Genomic DNA, 18,756 nt, shown 5'->3' with positions numbered 1-18,756 from the left:
TCTCGCAACCCGAGACGCCAATCGAAATCCGCCAGAGGTCAACACCACTGGCGGATTTCGAGTTTAACCGGCATTTTGCCAGCTCGGCTAGGTAGATTAAAAGTAGTATTCATGTTCGAAAGGATCTGTTAGTGACTTTGGCCTGCTTCGCGCGCACAATTCAGGCGGGTGCAGACGGAAAATGAGTTCAGCCCTGACGGACCCGAATCTGGGCAAAACTCTCGACGGTAGATATCGCCTCGACCATCTTCTAGCCCTTGGCGGCATGTCCCGCATCTACCGCAGCATGGATAAGCGGCTCCATCGCGCGGTCGTCGTGAAAATTCTGAACGACAATTATGCGAGCGAACCCACCATACGCGAACGCTTTCAATCGGAAGCCGTGATCGCCGCGAATATCACGCACCCGAACGTGGTCTCAATCCGCGACCACAATGTCAGCGACAATCTCGTGTACCTCGTCATGGAGTACGTGCGCGGCCGAAACCTCGACCAAGTCATCTCCGAACGTGGTCGATTCACACCCCGTCAGACGCTGAGCGTGCTGGAACAGATTTGCAACGGGCTCAGCGCAGCCCATCGCGAAGGAATCATTCACCGGGATATGAAACCCGCGAATGTCTTGCTGGCCGATACCGGGGAAATCAAGCTCACCGACTTCGGCCTGGCACGCGCTGCCAGCGCGCACACCCAATCCGCAACCCTGCTGGCAACGCTGTCCCACGTTTCTCCGGAGCTTGTTTCCGGATCCTCTGCTGATTCCCGCAGCGATATCTACGCTCTGGGCATCATGATCTACCAAATGCTCACCGGCAAGCTGCCGTACTCGGAAACGAATCCAGCGGCCATGATGAAGCATCATTTGGACTCCCCCATGCCATTGCCGTCGCAAACAGTTCCGGGATTGGCAGCAGACCTCGATGAGCTGGTCCAGTGGTGCACCGAAAAGGATCCCGAAAAGCGCCCCCAGGATGCCTCGCTGCTGCTGGAGGAAGTCCGCCAGATCCACTCGACGCTCACCGATGAGCAACTGGATCTCGGCGCGGATTCCCTCGGGACTGTCGAAGACCTGATCCCGCAAACATTCACCCATATGCCGACGACCTTGCAACAGCGCCTTGACGCCATGCAACGCGACCGGGAATTCGAGCGTGAACAGCAATGGCTCGAACTCAATTCCACCTCCGGTGATGGCAGCTATGAGGTTGACGACGAGGAATCCAGCGAATCCCCCACAACGGTCATCGCCGCTGGCGACGCAACCGAGGTCCTGGATCTACGCGACGCCCAGGCCACTGTCGCGCTTGCGCAGACCGGCGATGCGCCCAGCGCGCCTCCCCTGAATGCGACCAGCGTCTATACGCGTGGTGAGCTTGCCCAGCCTGCGCCCGAGTCAATCAAGAATGCGCCAAGCCCCCGGGACTCGAAGCGCGCGCAAAAGCAGGCCAATAAGCGGTGGCGCAAGGAAGCCCAGATTCCTACGCACCAGCTTCGAAAGCCGCGAACGGGCACGCAGAAGTTCGTCATCACCCTCATGTGGATCGTGATCGTGGCTCTGGTTGCCGGCGCTGGATGGTTCTTCGGGCGCGGTCCGGGTACGATCGTGCGCATTCCATCGCTCACCGGCATGCTCCAGGAACGAGCTATCGCACAACTAGACAGCCAGGGCGTCCCCGTCCGGGTGAATACTGCCTACGACGACGAGGTCGCCATCGGCCGAGTGGTCGATTCCCAACCGAGCACTGGCAAGAACATCATGAAATTCCAGGGCGTAGAGCTCACGGTTTCCCAAGGAGCAGAACTATTCGACGTTCCCGATGTTGCTGACCTGAAGCTGGAGAGCGCCAGGAAGTCGTTGGCCAAGGCCGGTTTCAAGAATCTGAGCACCAGCGAAGAGTATTCCTCGACGGTTGAGACCGGTGCGGTCATCGGCACCAGCCCCGAGGCCGGCAAGCGGCTGCCAAAAAAGAACACCATCACGCTGACCGTTTCCAAGGGCCACGCTCCGGTCGAGGTTCCCTCCTTGATCGGTCTGAGCCGCGATGAGGCTTCGCAGAAGCTCAGCGCAGTCGGGCTGTCCTTGAAATCCGGCGCCGATGTTCATTCAGCGCAGATCGGACAGGGTCTGGTCGCTTCGCAGGAGCCGGCTGAGGGTACCGCGGAATTCGGCAGCTCCATCACCGTCAACCTGTCCGCCGGGCCCGAATACGTCCAGATTCCATCGATTGTCGGCCTGAGCGTCCAGGACGCCTCCGCGGCGTTGGAAGAAGCTGGCTTCAAGGTCAAGACCCACAGCGTTTTTGACGGCCAGGATCAAACAGTGAGGATGCAGACGCCGCTGAACCAGAAAGCGATCCTCGGCAGCGAGATCACCATCTACGCTTTCTAGCAGGTACGGCAAAGGCTCGGTTCCAGTGTGGAACCGAGCCTTCGCGTTATGCCTTAGCGGTTGCGGCTACGGCTTTGGAGCGCCGAGGAAACCAGGAAGGCCATTTCCAGGGACTGGCGGTGGTTTAGGCGTGGGTCGCAGACGGACTCGTACAGCGAGTCGAAGTCTTCCTCGCGGATCGGGTCTGCGCCACCGAGGCACTCGGCCACGTCGTCACCGGTCATCTCGACATGCAGACCGCCTGGGAAGGTGCCCAGCGAGTCGTGCACTTCGAAGAAGCCGCGGACTTCGTCCATGACTGCATCGAAGTTGCGGGTCTTGTAACCGTTCTGGCTGGTGACGGTGTTGCCGTGCATCGGGTCGGTGACCCACAGTACCTGCGCACCGGAAGCGGTGACCTTTTCAACCAGGTTTGGCAGCTTCTCGCGAATGTTCTTCGCGCCCATGCGGGTGATGAAGGTCAGGCGGCCTGGTTCGCGGTTTGGATCAAGCTTCTCGATCAAGCGCAGCGCGTCGTCCGGCTCGGTGGTCGGACCCAGCTTCACGCCAATCGGGTTGCGCACGCGCGAAAGGAAATCGATATGCGCGTGATCCAGCTGGCGGGTTCGTTCGCCGATCCACAGGAAGTGGCCGCTGGTGTCGTAAGGCAGGCCGGTACGGGAATCGGTGCGGGTCAAGGCACGTTCGTAGTCCAGCAGCAAGGCTTCGTGCGAAGCGAAGAATTCGGTGCGCTTGAGCGCCTCGAAGTCCGCGCCGCAGGCGTCCATGAATCGGATGGCCGAATCGATTTCGCCGGCAAGCTGTTCGTACGCCGAGTGCGCCGGGTTGGCCATGAATCCGCTGTTCCACGAGTGGACGCTGCGCAGGTCGGCAAAGCCGCCCTGGGTGAAGGCACGGATCAGGTTCAGCGTGGCCGATGAGGTGTTGTAGGCCTGCACCATGCGCTTCGGATCGTGGGCCCGCGATTCCTCGGTGAATTCGTAGCCATTGACGATGTCGCCGCGGAATGCCGGCAGGGTTACGCCGTCTCGGGTCTCGTCATTCGAGGAACGCGGCTTGGCGAACTGGCCGGCCATGCGGCCCATCTTGATGACGGGCATCGACGAACCGTAGGTCAATACGACGGCCATCTGCAGGATCGTGCGTACGCGTGCGGAAATCTTGTCGGCGGTAGCGTCGGCAAAGGTTTCGGCGCAGTCACCACCCTGCAGCAGGAAGGCCTTGCCCTGGGCGGCCTGAGCCAGGCGCTCGCGCAGGACATCTACTTCGCCGGCAAAAACCAGAGGAGGACGCGAACCCAATTCGTTGATGGAGGACTGATAGTCCTTGTGCTCGCGCCAAGTTGGCTGCTGGGCAATAGGCAATTCACGCCACAAATCTAGCTGCGGATCAGTGGCGGGGCCGGCTACAGAGGAGCCGGGCAATGGGGTTCGGTTTACTTCGCTCACCTTGAAGATTCTACGTCCCTGAACGGCAAAGCACCGCGACGAATGTAACAACGGCGCGTAATACTGTGAGCAGGCTTCTACTTCTTGGCTTTGCGGGGTGCGTACACGTCGACGTAGCTCTGCCCGGAGAGCACGTTGATCGCCTGCCGGATTTCATCGGCGCAGGCTCGCAGCGCCTGCGGATCGTCGTGTTTTCCCGCTAGGTGCCCAAAGTGCAGCGGCTTGCCGATTTTGATCTCGATCTTCCCCGGATGCGGCAGGCTTTGCCCGATCGGCTGGACCTTGTCGGTGCCGATCATGGCCACAGGGATCACCGGAGCCCCGGATTCCAGTGCGAGTTTCGCGACTCCGAGCTTGGCCCGGTACAGCCGTCCGTCAGGCGAACGGGTGCCTTCGGGGTAGATCCCCAGGATCTTCCCCTCATCCAGGGCCTGCTTTGCGCTGGCCAGCGAAGCCGCTGATTTTTGGCCGCCGGAACGATCCATGGGCAGCTGGTTGATATTGCGGAAGAACCACGCGGTGATGCGCCCCTTAAGCCCGCGACCATTGAAGTATTCGTCCTTGGCCAGGAAAATCACTGCCCGTTCCAGCATCGCCGGCAAGAACACCGAGTCGCTGACCGACAGGTGGTTTGAAGCCAAGATCGCCGCCCCGGACTGCGGGATGTTATTGATGCCCTGCAGATCTACCCGGAAGAAGATCTTCACCAGTGGCCGAACGGCAAATCGCTTGAGGAAGTCGTACAGCACGGCAGAAAAATTCCTTCTTCTCGGGGTTCAGCTTTGTCACGGGGACATGCGATGATCACAGAACTCGTGACACTGTCCGCACACTTCAATTGTGCACTACGCTCGAAGGTGCAAGCAGAAAATTGGAGTGGCCATAATGGAAAATGATTCACAAAACACCTCGGATCTCCCGTCGCGCAATACCTGCGCGGTGCTGCTGATCCATGGCTTCACCGGCTCTCCGACGGCAATGCAGCCGTGGGCTGCATCATTGGAGCGCTCGGGATTCGCCACTGCGGTGCCGCTTCTTCCCGGCCATGGGACTCATTGGCAAGACATGATTCCGGTGGCCTACAGCGACTGGATCCAAGCCACCGAAGAGGCTTTCGACGATCTTGCCCGCACCCACGAGAAGGTATTCGTGGCCGGGCTGTCCATGGGAGGCGCCCTGGCCTTGCACTTGGCCACCCGGCGCAACGTTGCCGGGATTTCGCTGGTGAACCCCGGGCTTGTCGTCGATTCCAAGCTGGCGCCGCTCACGCCCTGGCTGAAGCATGTCTTGCGCAGCGTGGCGCCCATCAGCAATGACATCGCCAAACGAGGAATGGATGAGGGAGCTTATCCGCGCACGCCGGTCGCGGCTGTGGCGCAGCTGCACGCCCTGTTCGCCCAGACCCGTTCACGCTTGGAATTGGTGGCCGCGCCGGTGCAGCTGTTTCGATCGACCGTTGACAATGTGGTCTCCGAAGCCTCGGTACGGGAACTGGTCGCGGGGCTGGCCCCGGGGACCTTGGCCGAACACCATATGCTGCTGCATTCAAAGCACGTGGCCACGCTGGATTATGACGCCGAACAGATTTTCCACGAGTCCGCCCGCTTCTTCTCCAAGCTCTCCGGCATCGCGCCAGGCACCGCAGGAAGGCACCTATGACCGAGTCCGACGCCGTTCCGCCAGAACAGGAAGATCCCCGATGGGATGATCTGGTGAAGAACTTCCAGAAGCTCGACGCGCAAGCGCCTCGCGAACCCAGCGCCCAGGAACGCGCAGATCAGCTCAAAAAGCTGTTTAATACCGGACCTGGCGCCATGAACGGGCCGCGGGATTTTGCGCCAGAGGAATCCGATGAGCCATTTGTCCCTGACGAGCCGGCCGCTTTGGGCTCCGGGGACCCGATGCTCAACCTGGCCTGGACGGCGGCAGCCGGCGGACCGATCGGGTTGCTGCTATGCGTGCTGTTCTTCCGTTCCGCGCCGGCTTTTGTGGTCATCGGCTTGGCACTCGCCACCCTGGCTGGAATTGCCTACTTGGTCAAGCGTCTTCCCACTTCCCGCGATCCGGGAGATGATGGGGCTCAGGTCTGACGTGAACTTGGAGCGTCCAGCGCTGTAGGTTACTGTAAAGTAATAAAATGTGATGCGGGTTACCCGCCATTGCTCATGGGGTCACACAAAGTTCAGGAGATGAATACCAGATGCGCGAATACAGCTCGCCAATTCGCATCCACACACCTCAGCAGTCAAATATCACCGATCTGTTGCTACGCCACGCCAACTCGGCGGCCAATCCAGCCTTGTTCGCCAAACCCGGCGCGGACTCAACCTGGCAGGACGTCACCGCATCACAGTTCGCCGCGGATGCCAAGGCCATCGCCAAGGGCTTCATCGCCAACGGCATCAACCCGGGCGAGCGCATCGCGCTGATGGCGAAAACCCGCTACGAATGGACCTTGGTCGACTTCGCGATCTGGTTCGCCGGATGCGTCACCGTGCCGATCTACGAGACCTCCTCCCCCAGCCAGGTAGCCTGGATCGTCGCAGACTCCGAGGTCAAAGCCGTCGTTCTCGAATCCGCAACCCACGAAGGCGTGGTGCGTCGCGCGGCCCATCAAGAACAGCTCGACACCCTGGATAATATTTGGCAGTTCGAGGGCGGCCTTGAGCAGCTGATCGAAGACGGCAAGGCCATTGACGACGAACAGCTCGAAGCCCGCCGATCGGCTGTGACGTTGAGCGATATCGCCACCATCATCTACACCTCCGGCACCACCGGGCGCCCCAAGGGCTGCGAACTGACCCACAGCAACTTCGTGGAACTGGCCGAAAATGCCGCCGCATCGCTGCCCCAGGCTGTCTACCCCGGCGCCTCCACCATCATGTTCCTGCCACTGGCCCACGTCTTCGCGCGATTCATCTCGGTGATCAACGTGGCCGCCGGCTGCCGCACCGGGCATACCCCGGACGTGAAGAACCTGCTCGGCGATCTGCAGTCCTTCAAGCCGAACTTCATCCTCGCCGTTCCGCGCGTCTTCGAAAAGGTCTACAACTCGGCGATGCTCAAGGCCGAAGACGGCGGCAAGGGCAAGATCTTCCACGCCGGGGTCGACGTCGCTGTCGCCTATTCCAAGGCCCAGCAATCGGGCAAGATCCCGCTGGTGCTCAATCTCAAGCACAAGCTTTTCGACGCCTTGCTCTACAAGAAATTGCGCCAGGCGATGGGCGGCAAAATCCGCCACGCGGTCTCCGGCGGCGGTCCTCTGGGAGAACGCCTGGGCCACTTCTTCAATGGCATCGGCGTCACGGTGCTCGAAGGCTACGGTTTGACCGAGACCACCGCGCCGATCACCGTCAATACCCTTGAGCGCATCAAGATCGGCACGGTCGGCAAGCCGCTGCCAGGCAATGCGGTGCGGATCGCCGACGACGGCGAGATCCTTGCCAAGGGCTTGTGCGTGATGAGCGGATATCACAATCGCCCTGAGCTTCAAGCAGAGACCTTCACCGACGGCTGGTTCCACACCGGCGACGTCGGCGAGCTGGATGCCGACGGGTTCCTCAAGATCACCGGCCGCAAGAAGGAAATCATCGTTACCTCCAGCGGCAAGAACGTGATTCCCGCGTTGCTCGAGGACCAGATCAGGGCCGATGCGCTGGTGTCCCAGTGCGTAGTGATCGGTGAGGGCCGTCCATTCATCGCAGCCCTGGTCACCTTGGATCCCGAGGCGCTTCCGGGCTGGCTTGATCGCCATCAGCTGGATAAGAACACCCCGCTCGAAGAGCTGGCCAAGCATCCAACAGTGCTGGAAACCATTGACAAGGTCATCGCCAAGGCGAACACCTCGGTGTCGAAGGCCGAGGCCATCAAGTCCTTCCGCGTGGTGCCCGCTGACTTCACCGAGGAAACCGGCCATTTGACCCCCTCGATGAAGATCAAGCGCGCTGTTGTGCTCAAGGACTACAACGAGCTGATCGAAGAGATCTACTCGGCGCCCAAGCCCAAGGAGTAGTCCAGAACAGCGGTAACCAGCTCCCACGATTCGCGAGCCGAAGCGGCCCAGGGCAACCTGAGGCCGCTTTGCTGTGTCCGGGCAAAGTAGCTGCGTGGCAGCACCACCCGGTTGAAGGCGGGCATATCGCTGGCACGTTGGCCATCGTCGATCACCGCGAAGATCAGGTTCTCGGCCAGCGGCTGGCGGCCATTGGCCAGCAGCCACTGCACCAGTTCCATCAACTGGTCTTCGCCATCCGGCCCAGTCTCCCCGACGACCACCAGCACGTCGACGCCGGCGAATTTGCCTTCGAGCACCGATTCGACCCGTTGCGGGCCGGCGGTAGAGACCTCGGCGCGCAGCTGGAGTTCGCCGAATTGCTCGGCCAGGTGCTCGGCAATTTCGAAAAAGGGCAGGTGCGTGCTGAGCGTAAAGACCAGCACCCCCAGTCGATCGCGGCCTGCAGCAACCTCGCTGGCTCGGGCGGCGACTTCCGCTGGCGCAGCCCCGGCCGGAGTTTTATGTGCTCGCATCACGGCTCCTTGTAATGAATCTGCTTGTACTGGATCTGCGTTGAAAATCTTGTGAGAGAACAGGGGCCCGCAACCAAAGTTGCGAGCCCCTGCGCTCAATAAGGCCAGAGGCCTGGATGCTACTTGGCTTCGATGACCAAGAGCAGATCGCCGCCTTGGACCTGGCTGGTCCCATCGAGGGTGATCTGGGTGACGACGCCGGTGGCGTTGGCTGTAATGCCAGCTTCCATCTTCATCGCCTCGATCGTGGCCACCGACTGGCCCGCCTCGACGAGGTCGCCGGCCTTCACATTCACGGTCACTGCACCGGCGAACGGCGCGGCCACATGGCCTGCGTTGTTCGGATCGGCCTTCGGAGCAGACTTCACGGTGGATTCCACCGACTCGTCGCGGACCTTGATCTGGCGGGACTGGCCATTGAGCGTGACCACCACGGTGCGCAGGCCCTTCTCGTCGGCGTCGGACACCGAAACCAGCTTGACCAGCAGGCGGACACCGGTGCCCAGCGAGATTACATGCTCGAAGCCCGGGGTCAGGCCGTAGAGGTAATCACGGGTATGCAGCACCGACAGGTCGCCGAAGTTCTCCACCGACTTCTCGAAGTCGCGAGTCGGGCCGGCGAAGAGCAGGCGGTTCAGGGTTGCCCGGATGGTGTCCGAATCAGCGCGCAACGCCTGGGCGTCCTCGGCCGACAGGTCCTCGACGTGGGACTTCACATTGCGGCCCTGCAGCGCCTTGGTGCGGAATGGCTCCGGCCAGCCGCCCGGAGGGTTGCCCAGTTCACCGGAAAGGAACTGGATCACCGAATCCGGGATGTCGTAGTTCTGCGGATTGGCCTCGAAGTCGGCCGCGGGCACTCCGGAACCGACCAGCTGCAGCGCCAGGTCGCCGACCACCTTGGAAGAAGGAGTCACCTTGACCACGTTGCCGAGCATCGCGTTCACCGAGGCGTACATCGACTCGATGGCTTCGAAGCGTTCGCCCAGGCCCAGCGCGATGGCCTGCTGGCGCAGGTTGGAGAGCTGGCCGCCAGGGATCTCGTGCTGGTAGACACGGCCGGTTGGCGCTGGCAGCCCCGATTCGAATGGCTTGTACAGGGCGCGTACTGCTTCCCAGTACGGTTCCAGCGAGGCCACGGCATCCAATGACAGGCCCGGATCGCGCTCGGTGAATTCCAGTGCGGCGATCAGCGCGGAGGCAGAAGGCTGCGAGGTGGTTCCGGCCATTGCCGCGCTGGCCACGTCCACAGCGTCCACGCCAGCGTCGACGGCTGCCATCAAGGTGGCCAGCTGGCCGCCGGAGGTGTCGTGGGTGTGCAGGTGCACCGGAAGGTCGAAGCGTTCGCGCAACGCGGTCACCAGCTTGGTCGCCGCGGCAGGACGCAGCAGGCCGGCCATATCCTTGATGGCGATGATGTGGGCACCGGCGTCAACAATCTGCTGCGCCAGGTCCAGGTAGTAGTCCAGCGTGTACAGCTTCTCGTTGGCATCCAGCAGGTTGCCGGTGTAGCACAGGGCCACCTCGGCCACCGCGGTACCGGTCTCGCGCACTGCCTTGATGGCCGGTGCCATCTGCGACACGTCGTTGAGCGCGTCGAAGATGCGGAAGATGTCGATGCCGGCGGCCGCTGCTTCCTTCACGAAGGCGTCGGTGACTTCCGTCGGGTACGGGGTGTAGCCCACCGTGTTACGGCCGCGCAGCAGCATCTGCAGCGGGATGTTCGGAAGTTCGGCACGCAGCAGCTCCAAGCGCTTCCATGGGTCTTCGCCGAGGAATCGCAGGGCTACGTCGTAGGTCGCTCCGCCCCAGACCTCCATGGAGAACAGCTGCGGCACGCTGTGGGCATACGCCGGCGCGGCAGCCAGCAGGTCGCGGGTACGCACGCGGGTGGCCAGCAAGGACTGGTGCGCGTCGCGGAAGGTGGTGTCGGTGATGCCCACGGCCTTGGAATCGCGCAGTGCCTTGGCGAATCCTTCTGGGCCGAGCTCCAGCAGCTTCTGGCGCCATCCATCAGCCGGCACAGCCGACTTGGACGGGCCATCAAATGGCGAACGCTCTGGCTCATCGGACTTGTCCCCGGGGAAGGCAGGCAGTTTCTTGCGAGGGTCGATGCCCTCGATACGCTCCCCGTTGGGGTGGTTCACGGTGACATGCGCCAGGTAGTTCAGGGCCTTGGTGCCGCGGTCCTGGGACTCATTGCCGGTCAGCAGGTCCGGGCGCGAGTCGATGAAGTCGGTGGCAACGTCACCGGCCAGGAACTGCGGGTCGCTGAGCACATTCTGGATGAACGGGATATTGGTGGCCACACCACGAACACGGAATTCTGCCAGCGCACGACGAGCGCGTGCTACCGCAGTCTTGTAGTCGCGGCCGCGGCAGGTGAGCTTGACCAGCATCGAGTCGAAATGCGGGGAGACCTCGGCGCCGGTGTAGATGGTGCCGCCGTCCAGTCGCACGCCCGAACCGCCGGCCGAGCGGTACACGGTAATGGTTCCCACGTCCGGGCGGAAGCCATTGGCAGGATCCTCAGTGGTGATGCGCGACTGCAGAGCCCAGCCGCGGACCTGCACGCTGTCCTGGGTGATGCCCAGATCCGCGAGCGACTCGCCGGCGGCAATGCGCATCTGCGCCTGCACCAAGTCGATGTCGGTGACTTCTTCGGTCACCGTATGCTCAACCTGGATGCGCGGGTTCATTTCGATGAACACGTGCTGGCCGGCACGTTCGCCCACGGTGTCCACGAGGAACTCGACCGTTCCCGCGTTCTGGTAGCCCAGGGTCTTGGCGAACTTCACCGCGTCGCGGAACAGCGCCTGGCGAATGGAGTCATCCAGGTTTGGCGCTGGAGCGATCTCGACAACCTTCTGGTGGCGACGCTGCAGCGAGCAGTCGCGCTCGTGAAGGTGAACGATGTTTCCGTGTTCATCGGCCAGGATCTGGACCTCGATGTGGCGAGGGCGGAGCACTGCCTGCTCCAGGAAGACCGTTGGATCACCGAAAGCGGTGCCTGCTTCACGCATGGCCGCGCCCATCAGCTCTGGCAGGTCTTCGCGCTTGTCGACGCGGCGCATGCCGCGTCCGCCACCACCGGCAACTGCCTTGACGAAGATCGGGAAGCCGATACGGTCGGCTTCGGCGATCAGGAAATCTACATCGTCGCTTGGCTCGGAGGATTCGAGCACTGGAATTCCGGCTTCGCGAGCTGCCTTCAGCGCCGCGACCTTGTTTCCGGCCAGTTCAAGTACGTCCGCCTTTGGACCAATGAACTTGATGCCTTCTGCCGCAGCGGCGCGAGCGAGATCGGGGTTTTCGGACATGAATCCGTAGCCAGGGTAGATTGCATCGGCGCCGGCTTCCTTGGCAACGCGGATAATCTCGTCGATATCCAGGTAGGCGCGGACCGGGTGGCCCTCTTCGCCGATCTGGTAGGCCTCTGCGGCCTTCTGGCGGTGAATCGAATTTCGATCCTCGTGTGGGTAGACGGCAACGGTCTTTGCGCCTAGCTCGTAGCTGGCTCGGAAAGCGCGAATTGCAATCTCACCGCGGTTGGCGACCAAGATTTTTTCAAACATAGTTTCCCTACATCGAATCTGTACAGGTTGATTTTGCTCGGCCCGTGGAAAGGAATCCCCCGGTCCGAAGAGAGACATCAACAGCCTGTCGGGTCTCGAAAAGTGGCAGCTTTTGCCACTTCTGTGAAACACACTACATCGATGCTGTGCTGAACGTCCAAACATTTCGCAATGTGGTCAGACCACAAGAAATATTTGATGAAGATGATCTTTTAATCACTAAGTTGGATCCATAACCAAAAACTGACGTTGCAAAGTCGGGGAAATGGGCTCCGGCACACTATGATGATGAGAGACTAAATATTCGGTGGGACGTTAAATTAGCGAACAGTGAAAGGCGTGGTCTGGTCCGTGCACGTAGTGAGCATCAGCAGCCTCAAGGGTGGCGTGGGAAAAACCTCCGTAACGCTCGGCCTGGCTTCAGCAGCACTTGCCGCCGGCATTCCGACTCTCGTCATTGACTTGGATCCCCATGCGGATGCCAGCACTGGCCTCGGAGTTCGGGCAAACGGAAAGCAGCCAATTGGGCAAATGCTCAAAAATGCTCGTCGCGCCCGCCTGCAAGATCAGGTAGTCGCCAGCGCTTGGCAAACCAAGGCGGCAGAAAAGAAATCCCGCACCCGCATTCCAGTGCTCGATGTTGCCGTAGGCGATGCCTACACCGGCATCTATGACCGCCCGGACTTGCGTACCAGGGACCTTCGTCGCCTTACCCAGATTCTTAGCCGCACGAGCGGTTACCAGTTGGTGCTGATCGACTGCCCGCCATCGCTCAACGGTCTGACCCGCATGGCATGGAGCGCATCGGATCAGCTGCTGCTCGTAGCAGAACCAAGCCTCTTCTCAGTGGCCGGCACCGAACGCACGCAACGCGCTCTGGATCTGTTCCGACGCGAATTCGCGCCGTCGCTAGGTCCAGTCAAGGTTGTCGCCAACCGAGTTCGCAAGGACTCGGCGGAGCACACCTTCCGTTTGGGCGAGATGCGCCAGATGTTCGGCGAGTCCATGGTCAAGCCGGAAATTCCGGAACACCCGGAGTGGCAGCAAATCCAGGGTGCCGCCTACTCGGTTCACCAGTGGCCGTCGAAGGCCACCGCGCCAATGCTCAACCAGTTTGATGCCTTGCTCAAGGAAGTCATGGCAAGCGCAGGAGCTTCGAACCGCTAGCGTTCGCCAAACCTCAGCTAGATAGACTTCGGGCCGGACCACCATTTGGTGGTCCGGCCCGAAGTCTATCTACGTTTATAAGGAATATTTAACCGACGTTGCGTGCGGCCTTGGCAGCACGACGCGCTGCGAGCTCGTCTTCCGGCATGGCTTGCTCGGCGGAATTTTCCGAAGGAAGCTGCGCCAGCGAACCTTCAACTTCGCGCCAGACGCGGCCCACAGCGATGCCAAAGACACCCTGTCCCTTTTGCACGAGGTCAATGACTTCGTCTGCGCTGGTGCATTCATACACGGAGGCGCCATCGCTCATCAATGTAATCTGTGCCAGGTCCTCTACACCGCGCTCGCGCAAATGCAATACGGCAGCCCTGATTTGCTGCAGGGATACTCCGGTGTCCAGCAGACGCTTGACGACTTTCAGGACAAGGATATCGCGGAAGGAGTACAACCGGTGGCTGCCAGAACCCTTGGCGCCGCGAACAGCCGGCTCTACCAAGCCGGTACGTGCCCAGTAATCGAGCTGACGGTAAGTGATACCCGCGGCCTTGCAAACAACCGGGCCACGGTAACCAGCATGCTCATCCAGCTCGGGCAGGTCATCGGTGAAGAGCAGCCCCTGTGTATTGGATTGCTTGTTGCCACCGTCGGCCCCATAATGAGACCCTGTCTGGCATGACTCCATCCAATTGCTCCTTGCGTATCAGCACGTTTCTAAACGAGTAAATAGACGACTAAATTAGAACCGTGCAGATGCGAGCGATGATCACAAAAACAGTTCCCGAATTAATGTCTCTATGCATCGACGGTACGGCCATCTGACCTAATGGTCAAAGACCTTCAAGCTTAACTTTAAGCCGTGTCGCGCACGCAAATCGAATAACCCAAATGAGCTTCGATAATTCGCTGAATTCAGCAAAGCTTCAGCTAAGAAGAAAAGTCTTCGGGATCAATGTTGTCTAAAAATTCACGGAACTCGCGAAGTTGCTCCTCAGGAGCTTCTTCACCATCGCCATCAGTTTCGATGGACACTCCGGCTTCTTCAAGAACGTCTTCGGCGCACATGATGGGGCATTTAGCCCGCACAGCCAGCGCCACCGCGTCAGAAGACCGGGAGTCGACCCGTTTGCCGTTGGAAAAAACAAGTTCGGCAACAAAAACAGCATTGTGCACCGAAACGATTTCAATTCTTTCTAGCGTCACTCCCAAGGCCTCAAAAACGCTGATCATCAGATCGTGGGTCATTGGACGAGGCGGAGTAAGCCCTTGTTCCGACATTGCGATCGCCGATGCTTCGGGGGCTCCGATCCACAACGGCAGATACAGATTCTGTTCTGGATATTTGAGCAACAGAAGTGGCTGATTCGCAGGCAGTTGAATACGGATCCCGGAAAACTCCAGTTCCAGCATGCCGGCCTCCTAGAGTTGTAAAAGCCTGATGAAAATTAGCCTAGCGATCAAGATGGGAAATAGCACGCTGCACGAGAGCTTCGTGGATTTCCAGGCACTGGCGTGAAATTTCTTGCGCTTCTTCCGCAGCTCGTGCACGGGCTGAAACTTCCGGCTTCTTCATGTCATTGCCAATGATCGATTCGATCAGTGAAAATTCGCGATCAGCTGCAGTGCGGAACTGGCGCAGGTGCCTTGGCTCCACACCGTGATTGGCCAGCTGCACAGCGGATTTGGTCACCTTGATGCAGTTCGAATCGAACAAGCCGCCTTGTGATTCAATGAGGCCAAACTTCAGCAATTCGTCGACGAGTACTTCGTTGGCGCCGGTGATTCCCTGCAGCTCGGCCAGGGAGACCAAACGGGTCTTGCTCTCGACTGCTTCGGCCATGTCGCTATTGACCAGTTGTGGAGCGGCTGGCGCTCCCCCGGGCAATGCTTCTGGGGCTTCGCCGCGGTCGACAGCGTCCAAGTGGTCTTTGATGACCTTCAGAGGCAGGTACTGGTCACGCTGCACTGAGAGGATGAAGCGAAGACGGCTGACGTCGGAAGCAGTGTATTTGCGGTAGCCGGCGGAGGTACGCTGCGGGATGATTAGGCCCTTGTCCTCCAAAAAGCGGATCTTGGATGCCGTGACCCGTGGGAATTCATCCTTTAGCTCCGAGAGCACTTCGCCGATATTCAGCGCTGCGTGCCGGACAGTCTCGTGGCGCGATGCCTCGAGTCGTGGGCTACGGGCTGCGTCAAAGATCGGCAAAGGGTCTGCACCTCGGAAGTAAAAATATCTCGACGGACAGGCCGTCGGCGGAAATCTAGAACTCTACCAGTTTAAAGGTTCGGTACGCTCTGGTAGAAATTCAGGCGGAACTTGCCAATCTGCACTTGGACTCCGCTGTTCAATTGGATTTCGTCAATACGGTCGCCATTGATGTACGTGCCATTGAGCGAGCCGATGTCGCTGAGCAAGAAGCTTTCACCGTTCCTGGTGAACTTCGCGTGGCGACGCGATACCGTGACATCATCCAAGAAGATATCTGCATTTGGGTGACGCCCAGCAATGCTCTCATCGGTATCCAGCAGGAAGCGGGCTCCCTTGTTTGGCCCCGAGTGGGCAATGAGCAAAGCAGAGCCCGATGGAAGCGCGCGTACCGCATTCTTCTCATCTTCACTCAACGTGTAAATCACCGAAGGCTCTGTAGCCTTGTTCATTGAAGGAAGAGCAATATTGGTCGTCTCGGAGGCAGACTCGTTATTCGGGTCAACCGGCCCATGTTCCGACATTTGGGATCCTCCAGAAAATCTTGCTAACAGCTCGTGCGCGACGACCTTGTGTTCAAATTCGGCATAGTAGGCAATACCAAACTATCTACAGATTAGCCTACTCACCACCCAAGTGATAACAGAAGTATCGATAATTTCCGGCGCGTGGATTTCTTGACGCCCCGACTGCTGGTGAATGACCATTGATGCGACCGTCGCTTTAACATCGATCATTCGCTGAATCGGGTGTCCGAGCAAGCCATGATCACTATCCTGCAGGTGGACAATGACAGAAATCCTGATTAAGCGCGCTTACACGGAGCCCAGTGACCACGACGGATACCGAATACTGGTGGACCGCCTTTGGCCTCGTGGGCTAACCAAAGCCGCGCTAGGGCTTGATCAGTGGGCCAAATCCTTGGCCCCTAGTTCCGAGTTGCGCAAAGCATGGAACCACGACACAGATCAGTTTGAGCAGTTCGCCGCACAGTACAAGGACGAGCTGAATCAAAATGCGGCAGTCGACGAGTTCCTGGAACTAGTTGATCCGATGCCTACGATCACCTTGGTTTACGCAGCGCGCAATGAACAGGCTAATCACGCGATGGTTTTGCGAGAGTATCTTCTTGAACAGTTGAAGCTCCGCTAGCCGGAACAAAGCAGACTCCATCGGTGCACACCAAGTTCGACTCAACAACCTGTTGAAGATCAAAACTAAATTCTTGGCTCATGGTTTCACCCTTGTGCTTGGATCAATTCACCTGTCACTGTTTTCAACTTCTGATGCCCGGAAAATATTCCTGTGCTGGCAGATCAGAACACCGTTGAGGCGCTTCGTTCTCAACTGCGCCCCCACGGTGTTCTTCCAGCTCGACTTAGTTCTGCGGGATCAAGACACCCTCAAAGAATCGAGCCAGCTCTGCTGTCGCATCCAACGGGAGAACATTGGCTACGTACATATCCGGTCGGACGATGACGATGGCGCCATCGCGCGAAATCTGGCGATCATCGAAAATATCTGACGTTTCCAAAACCGTGTAGACCTTCTCGTAGTCCGCCAACGCGAACTCGCCCACATTGGGGCGGAAGATCTTAGGCGCATCGTTGACGTTGATAGTCGTGTAGTCCTGCTGGTAGATGACCTTCACGTCAAAGAGGTCGTCAAGGTCCGCACCCTTCGGCGTGAACCGGCTGACCGGCGATTCGCTCGATTCCAATAGCCATTGCGCCAGCGACGCGACTTTGCCTGCTTCGCCGACTTCGCTCTGGTTTGCAAAGACGTATATTCGGTAACGGCCATCAGCGCGGTGGTGGTGTCCCAAATGCATTGGATTCGCGTCCGCAATCCGCATGACTTCCGAGGACTTGAACCGCTTTCCAATCGGGAAGCCGGCGGCCAGGCCCTGATGCGCTTGATCGGCGGTGGGTTCTGAAGCGGCGTATTCGGTCATGAATCCGGCCGGGAATTCAGCGGTGCGCACGTAGAACTGCGCGACGTCTTCCTGCCCTTCCACGGCCTCGGGCGTTGCGTCCATGATGGAGGACCACTGCTTGTCAAAATCGATAAGGTCCTTGGCGATGACTTTTCGTTCAGCCGAATAGGTGCGCAGCAGGCTCTGCGGGGCTTGTCCGGACAGGACGTACCCGAGCTACCATGCCAGGTTAAAGCCGTCCTGCATCGAAACATTCATCCCCTGTCCTGCCTTGGCCGAGTGCGTGTGGCAGGCATCGCCGGTGATAAATACGCGTGGATCGCGTTTACCGATCTCTTCAACGGCTACGTCGTCGAAGCGATCTGCCAAGCGGTGCCCGACCTCGTAGACGCTGTGCCACGCCACGTCCTTAACGTCCAGGGAGTATGGGTTGAGGATCGCCTTGGCGCGTTCGATGATTTCTTCCAGCGGCGTCTGGCGAACTTTGCCGTTGTCGTTCTCGGGCACTTTGCCCAGATCCACATAGATCCGGAAGAGCTGGCCACCCTCGCGAGGGATCAGCAGAATTGATCCAGCCTGGGAGTGGATCGCGCATTTGGTGCGCACGTCGGGGAAATCCGTCAGCGCCAAAGTGTCCATCACGCCCCATGCGTGATTCGCCTTATCGCCAGATACCTTGGCTCCGATGGAACGGCGGACGCTGCTGCGTGCTCCGTCGGCGCCAACAACATATTTGGCACGCACGACCCGCTCAAGGCCCTGGTTATCGTCGCCGCAGCCAAGCAGGGTTACCTTCACGGGGTAGTCATGGTTTTCCTCCAGCACTAGACCCTGGAAGTCCCAGCCGAAATCTGGAGCAAGGCGTGTTGGAGAGTTGTAGGCATACTCGGCGAAGTAATCGATCACGCGGGCTTGGTTGACAACGAGGTGAGGGAATTCGCTGACGCCAGTGGGATCATCCGGGGTTCGATCGGTGCGGATAATGCGATCAGGGTTCTGCGGATCCGGATTCCAGAAGGTGGTCTCCTTGATGATGTAGGCCTCTGAAGTGATGCGCTCGGCAAAGCCGAATGCCTGGAATGTCTCCACCGTTCGGGACTGGATGCCGTCAGCTTGCCCGATTTCCAGGCGCCCGGGTCGCCGATCGATAATCCGGGTATGGACTTGAGGGAACTGTGAGAGCTGGGCTGCAGCGATGATGCCTGCAGGACCGGTTCCGACAATCAACACGTCCATTTGTTCCGGCAGATCAGTGGGACGGTCTATCCCGGTACCGGCAGCGGGCTGAACACGTGGATCAGCGGAAACATATCCGTTGTGGTGAAACTGCATTGTTCCATTCCCCAATTCTCTGACAGTGCCACTAAACTTTTTCGATCAAAGTTCTATAAACGAACACTGTAATCTTTTATCGCACACAAATCATATGCAATCTGTGAGCTCAGGCACAAGACGACTGGTGGTACAGCAGATACCTGCTATTTCCGGGCGCAAGAAAGCCCCGGCAAACCATC

General features: G+C 59.3%; 14 protein-coding genes and 1 pseudogene. 6 read left to right on the top strand and 9 right to left on the bottom strand.

Annotated elements, in window-relative coordinates:
• The first annotated feature begins 181 nt into the window (after nt 1-181).
• On the top strand, nt 182-2,389 hold the full coding sequence (locus D3791_RS14140; protein WP_172512570.1) for a Stk1 family PASTA domain-containing Ser/Thr kinase: 2,208 nt from the start codon (nt 182-184) through the stop codon (nt 2,387-2,389).
• Nucleotides 2,390-2,442: 53 nt separating this feature from the next.
• Here D3791_RS14140 and D3791_RS14135 read toward each other — a convergent pair whose 3' ends face one another.
• Together D3791_RS14135 and D3791_RS14130 are read right to left on the bottom strand one after the other, a co-directional pair.
• Nucleotides 2,443-3,837 carry a class II 3-deoxy-7-phosphoheptulonate synthase gene (locus tag D3791_RS14135; protein ID WP_022876827.1) on the bottom strand — a complete coding sequence of 465 codons (1,395 nt, stop codon included), beginning with the start codon at nt 3,835-3,837 and terminating at the stop codon, nt 2,443-2,445.
• A gap of 77 nt (nt 3,838-3,914) precedes the next feature.
• Nucleotides 3,915-4,586, bottom strand: coding sequence for a lysophospholipid acyltransferase family protein (locus D3791_RS14130; protein WP_172512569.1), 672 nt, complete (start codon nt 4,584-4,586; stop codon nt 3,915-3,917).
• 136 nt (nt 4,587-4,722) lie between these two features.
• Between D3791_RS14130 and D3791_RS14125 the strand changes: the two genes are divergently transcribed.
• The 3 genes from D3791_RS14125 (at nt 4,723) to D3791_RS14115 (ending at nt 7,849) form a co-directional block, all read left to right on the top strand.
• Nucleotides 4,723-5,496, top strand: coding sequence for an alpha/beta hydrolase (locus tag D3791_RS14125; protein WP_022876825.1), 774 nt, complete (start codon nt 4,723-4,725; stop codon nt 5,494-5,496).
• Complete coding sequence (locus D3791_RS14120; protein WP_172512568.1) at nt 5,493-5,927, top strand: hypothetical protein; 435 nt, start codon at nt 5,493-5,495, stop codon at nt 5,925-5,927. Before D3791_RS14125 ends, D3791_RS14120 begins: the two co-directional genes overlap by 4 nt.
• A gap of 110 nt (nt 5,928-6,037) precedes the next feature.
• Nucleotides 6,038-7,849 carry an AMP-dependent synthetase/ligase gene (locus D3791_RS14115; RefSeq protein ID WP_172512567.1) on the top strand — a complete coding sequence of 604 codons (1,812 nt, stop codon included), beginning with the start codon at nt 6,038-6,040 and terminating at the stop codon, nt 7,847-7,849.
• Here D3791_RS14115 and D3791_RS14110 read toward each other — a convergent pair.
• Nucleotides 7,822-8,364: a hypothetical protein gene (locus D3791_RS14110; RefSeq protein WP_172512566.1), complete on the bottom strand. Its 543-nt coding sequence runs from the start codon at nt 8,362-8,364 to the stop codon at nt 7,822-7,824. The genes D3791_RS14115 and D3791_RS14110 overlap by 28 nt on opposite strands.
• A gap of 119 nt (nt 8,365-8,483) precedes the next feature.
• The gene (locus tag D3791_RS14105; protein WP_172512565.1) at nt 8,484-11,936 is read right to left on the bottom strand and encodes a pyruvate carboxylase; all 3,453 of its coding nucleotides are present in this window, start codon (nt 11,934-11,936) and stop codon (nt 8,484-8,486) included.
• Nucleotides 11,937-12,287: 351 nt separating this feature from the next.
• On the opposite strand from D3791_RS14105, the gene D3791_RS14100 reads away from it, so the two are divergent.
• On the top strand, nt 12,288-13,103 hold the full coding sequence (locus D3791_RS14100) for a ParA family protein (protein ID WP_028268849.1): 816 nt from the start codon (nt 12,288-12,290) through the stop codon (nt 13,101-13,103).
• A gap of 88 nt (nt 13,104-13,191) precedes the next feature.
• Here the strand turns inward: D3791_RS14100 and D3791_RS14095 are convergent, their stop codons facing one another.
• The 4 genes from D3791_RS14095 to D3791_RS14080 form a co-directional block, all read right to left on the bottom strand.
• Entirely contained in the window at nt 13,192-13,785 is a 594-nt protein-coding gene (locus tag D3791_RS14095) for a MerR family transcriptional regulator (RefSeq protein ID WP_172512564.1), read from the bottom strand.
• A gap of 242 nt (nt 13,786-14,027) precedes the next feature.
• A complete protein-coding gene (locus tag D3791_RS14090) occupies nt 14,028-14,510 on the bottom strand; it encodes a bifunctional nuclease family protein (protein ID WP_061952484.1) in 483 nt (160 codons plus the stop codon).
• 40 nt (nt 14,511-14,550) lie between these two features.
• Nucleotides 14,551-15,306 carry a transcriptional regulator FtsR gene (gene ftsR / locus D3791_RS14085; protein ID WP_022876817.1) on the bottom strand — a complete coding sequence of 252 codons (756 nt, stop codon included), beginning with the start codon at nt 15,304-15,306 and terminating at the stop codon, nt 14,551-14,553.
• A 71-nt stretch (nt 15,307-15,377) separates the two neighbouring features.
• The gene (locus D3791_RS14080; RefSeq protein ID WP_022876816.1) at nt 15,378-15,830 is read right to left on the bottom strand and encodes an FHA domain-containing protein; all 453 of its coding nucleotides are present in this window, start codon (nt 15,828-15,830) and stop codon (nt 15,378-15,380) included.
• A 265-nt stretch (nt 15,831-16,095) separates the two neighbouring features.
• Between D3791_RS14080 and D3791_RS14075 the strand changes: the two genes are divergently transcribed.
• Nucleotides 16,096-16,458 (top strand): DUF488 domain-containing protein, encoded by a 363-nt coding sequence (locus D3791_RS14075; protein ID WP_172512563.1) that lies wholly within the window; start codon nt 16,096-16,098, stop codon nt 16,456-16,458.
• A 226-nt stretch (nt 16,459-16,684) separates the two neighbouring features.
• On the opposite strand, the pseudogene D3791_RS14070 reads toward D3791_RS14075, so the two are convergent.
• Nucleotides 16,685-18,574, bottom strand: a pseudogene (locus D3791_RS14070) (FAD-binding monooxygenase).
• Nucleotides 18,575-18,756: the final 182 nt, after the last annotated feature.

The organism is Glutamicibacter mishrai (genome assembly GCF_012221945.1).
Taxonomy (GTDB): Bacteria; Actinomycetota; Actinomycetes; order Actinomycetales; family Micrococcaceae; genus Glutamicibacter; species Glutamicibacter mishrai.
The sequence above is the reverse complement of the archived record's forward strand: the minus strand, read 5'-3'. Positions and strand labels throughout refer to the sequence as shown.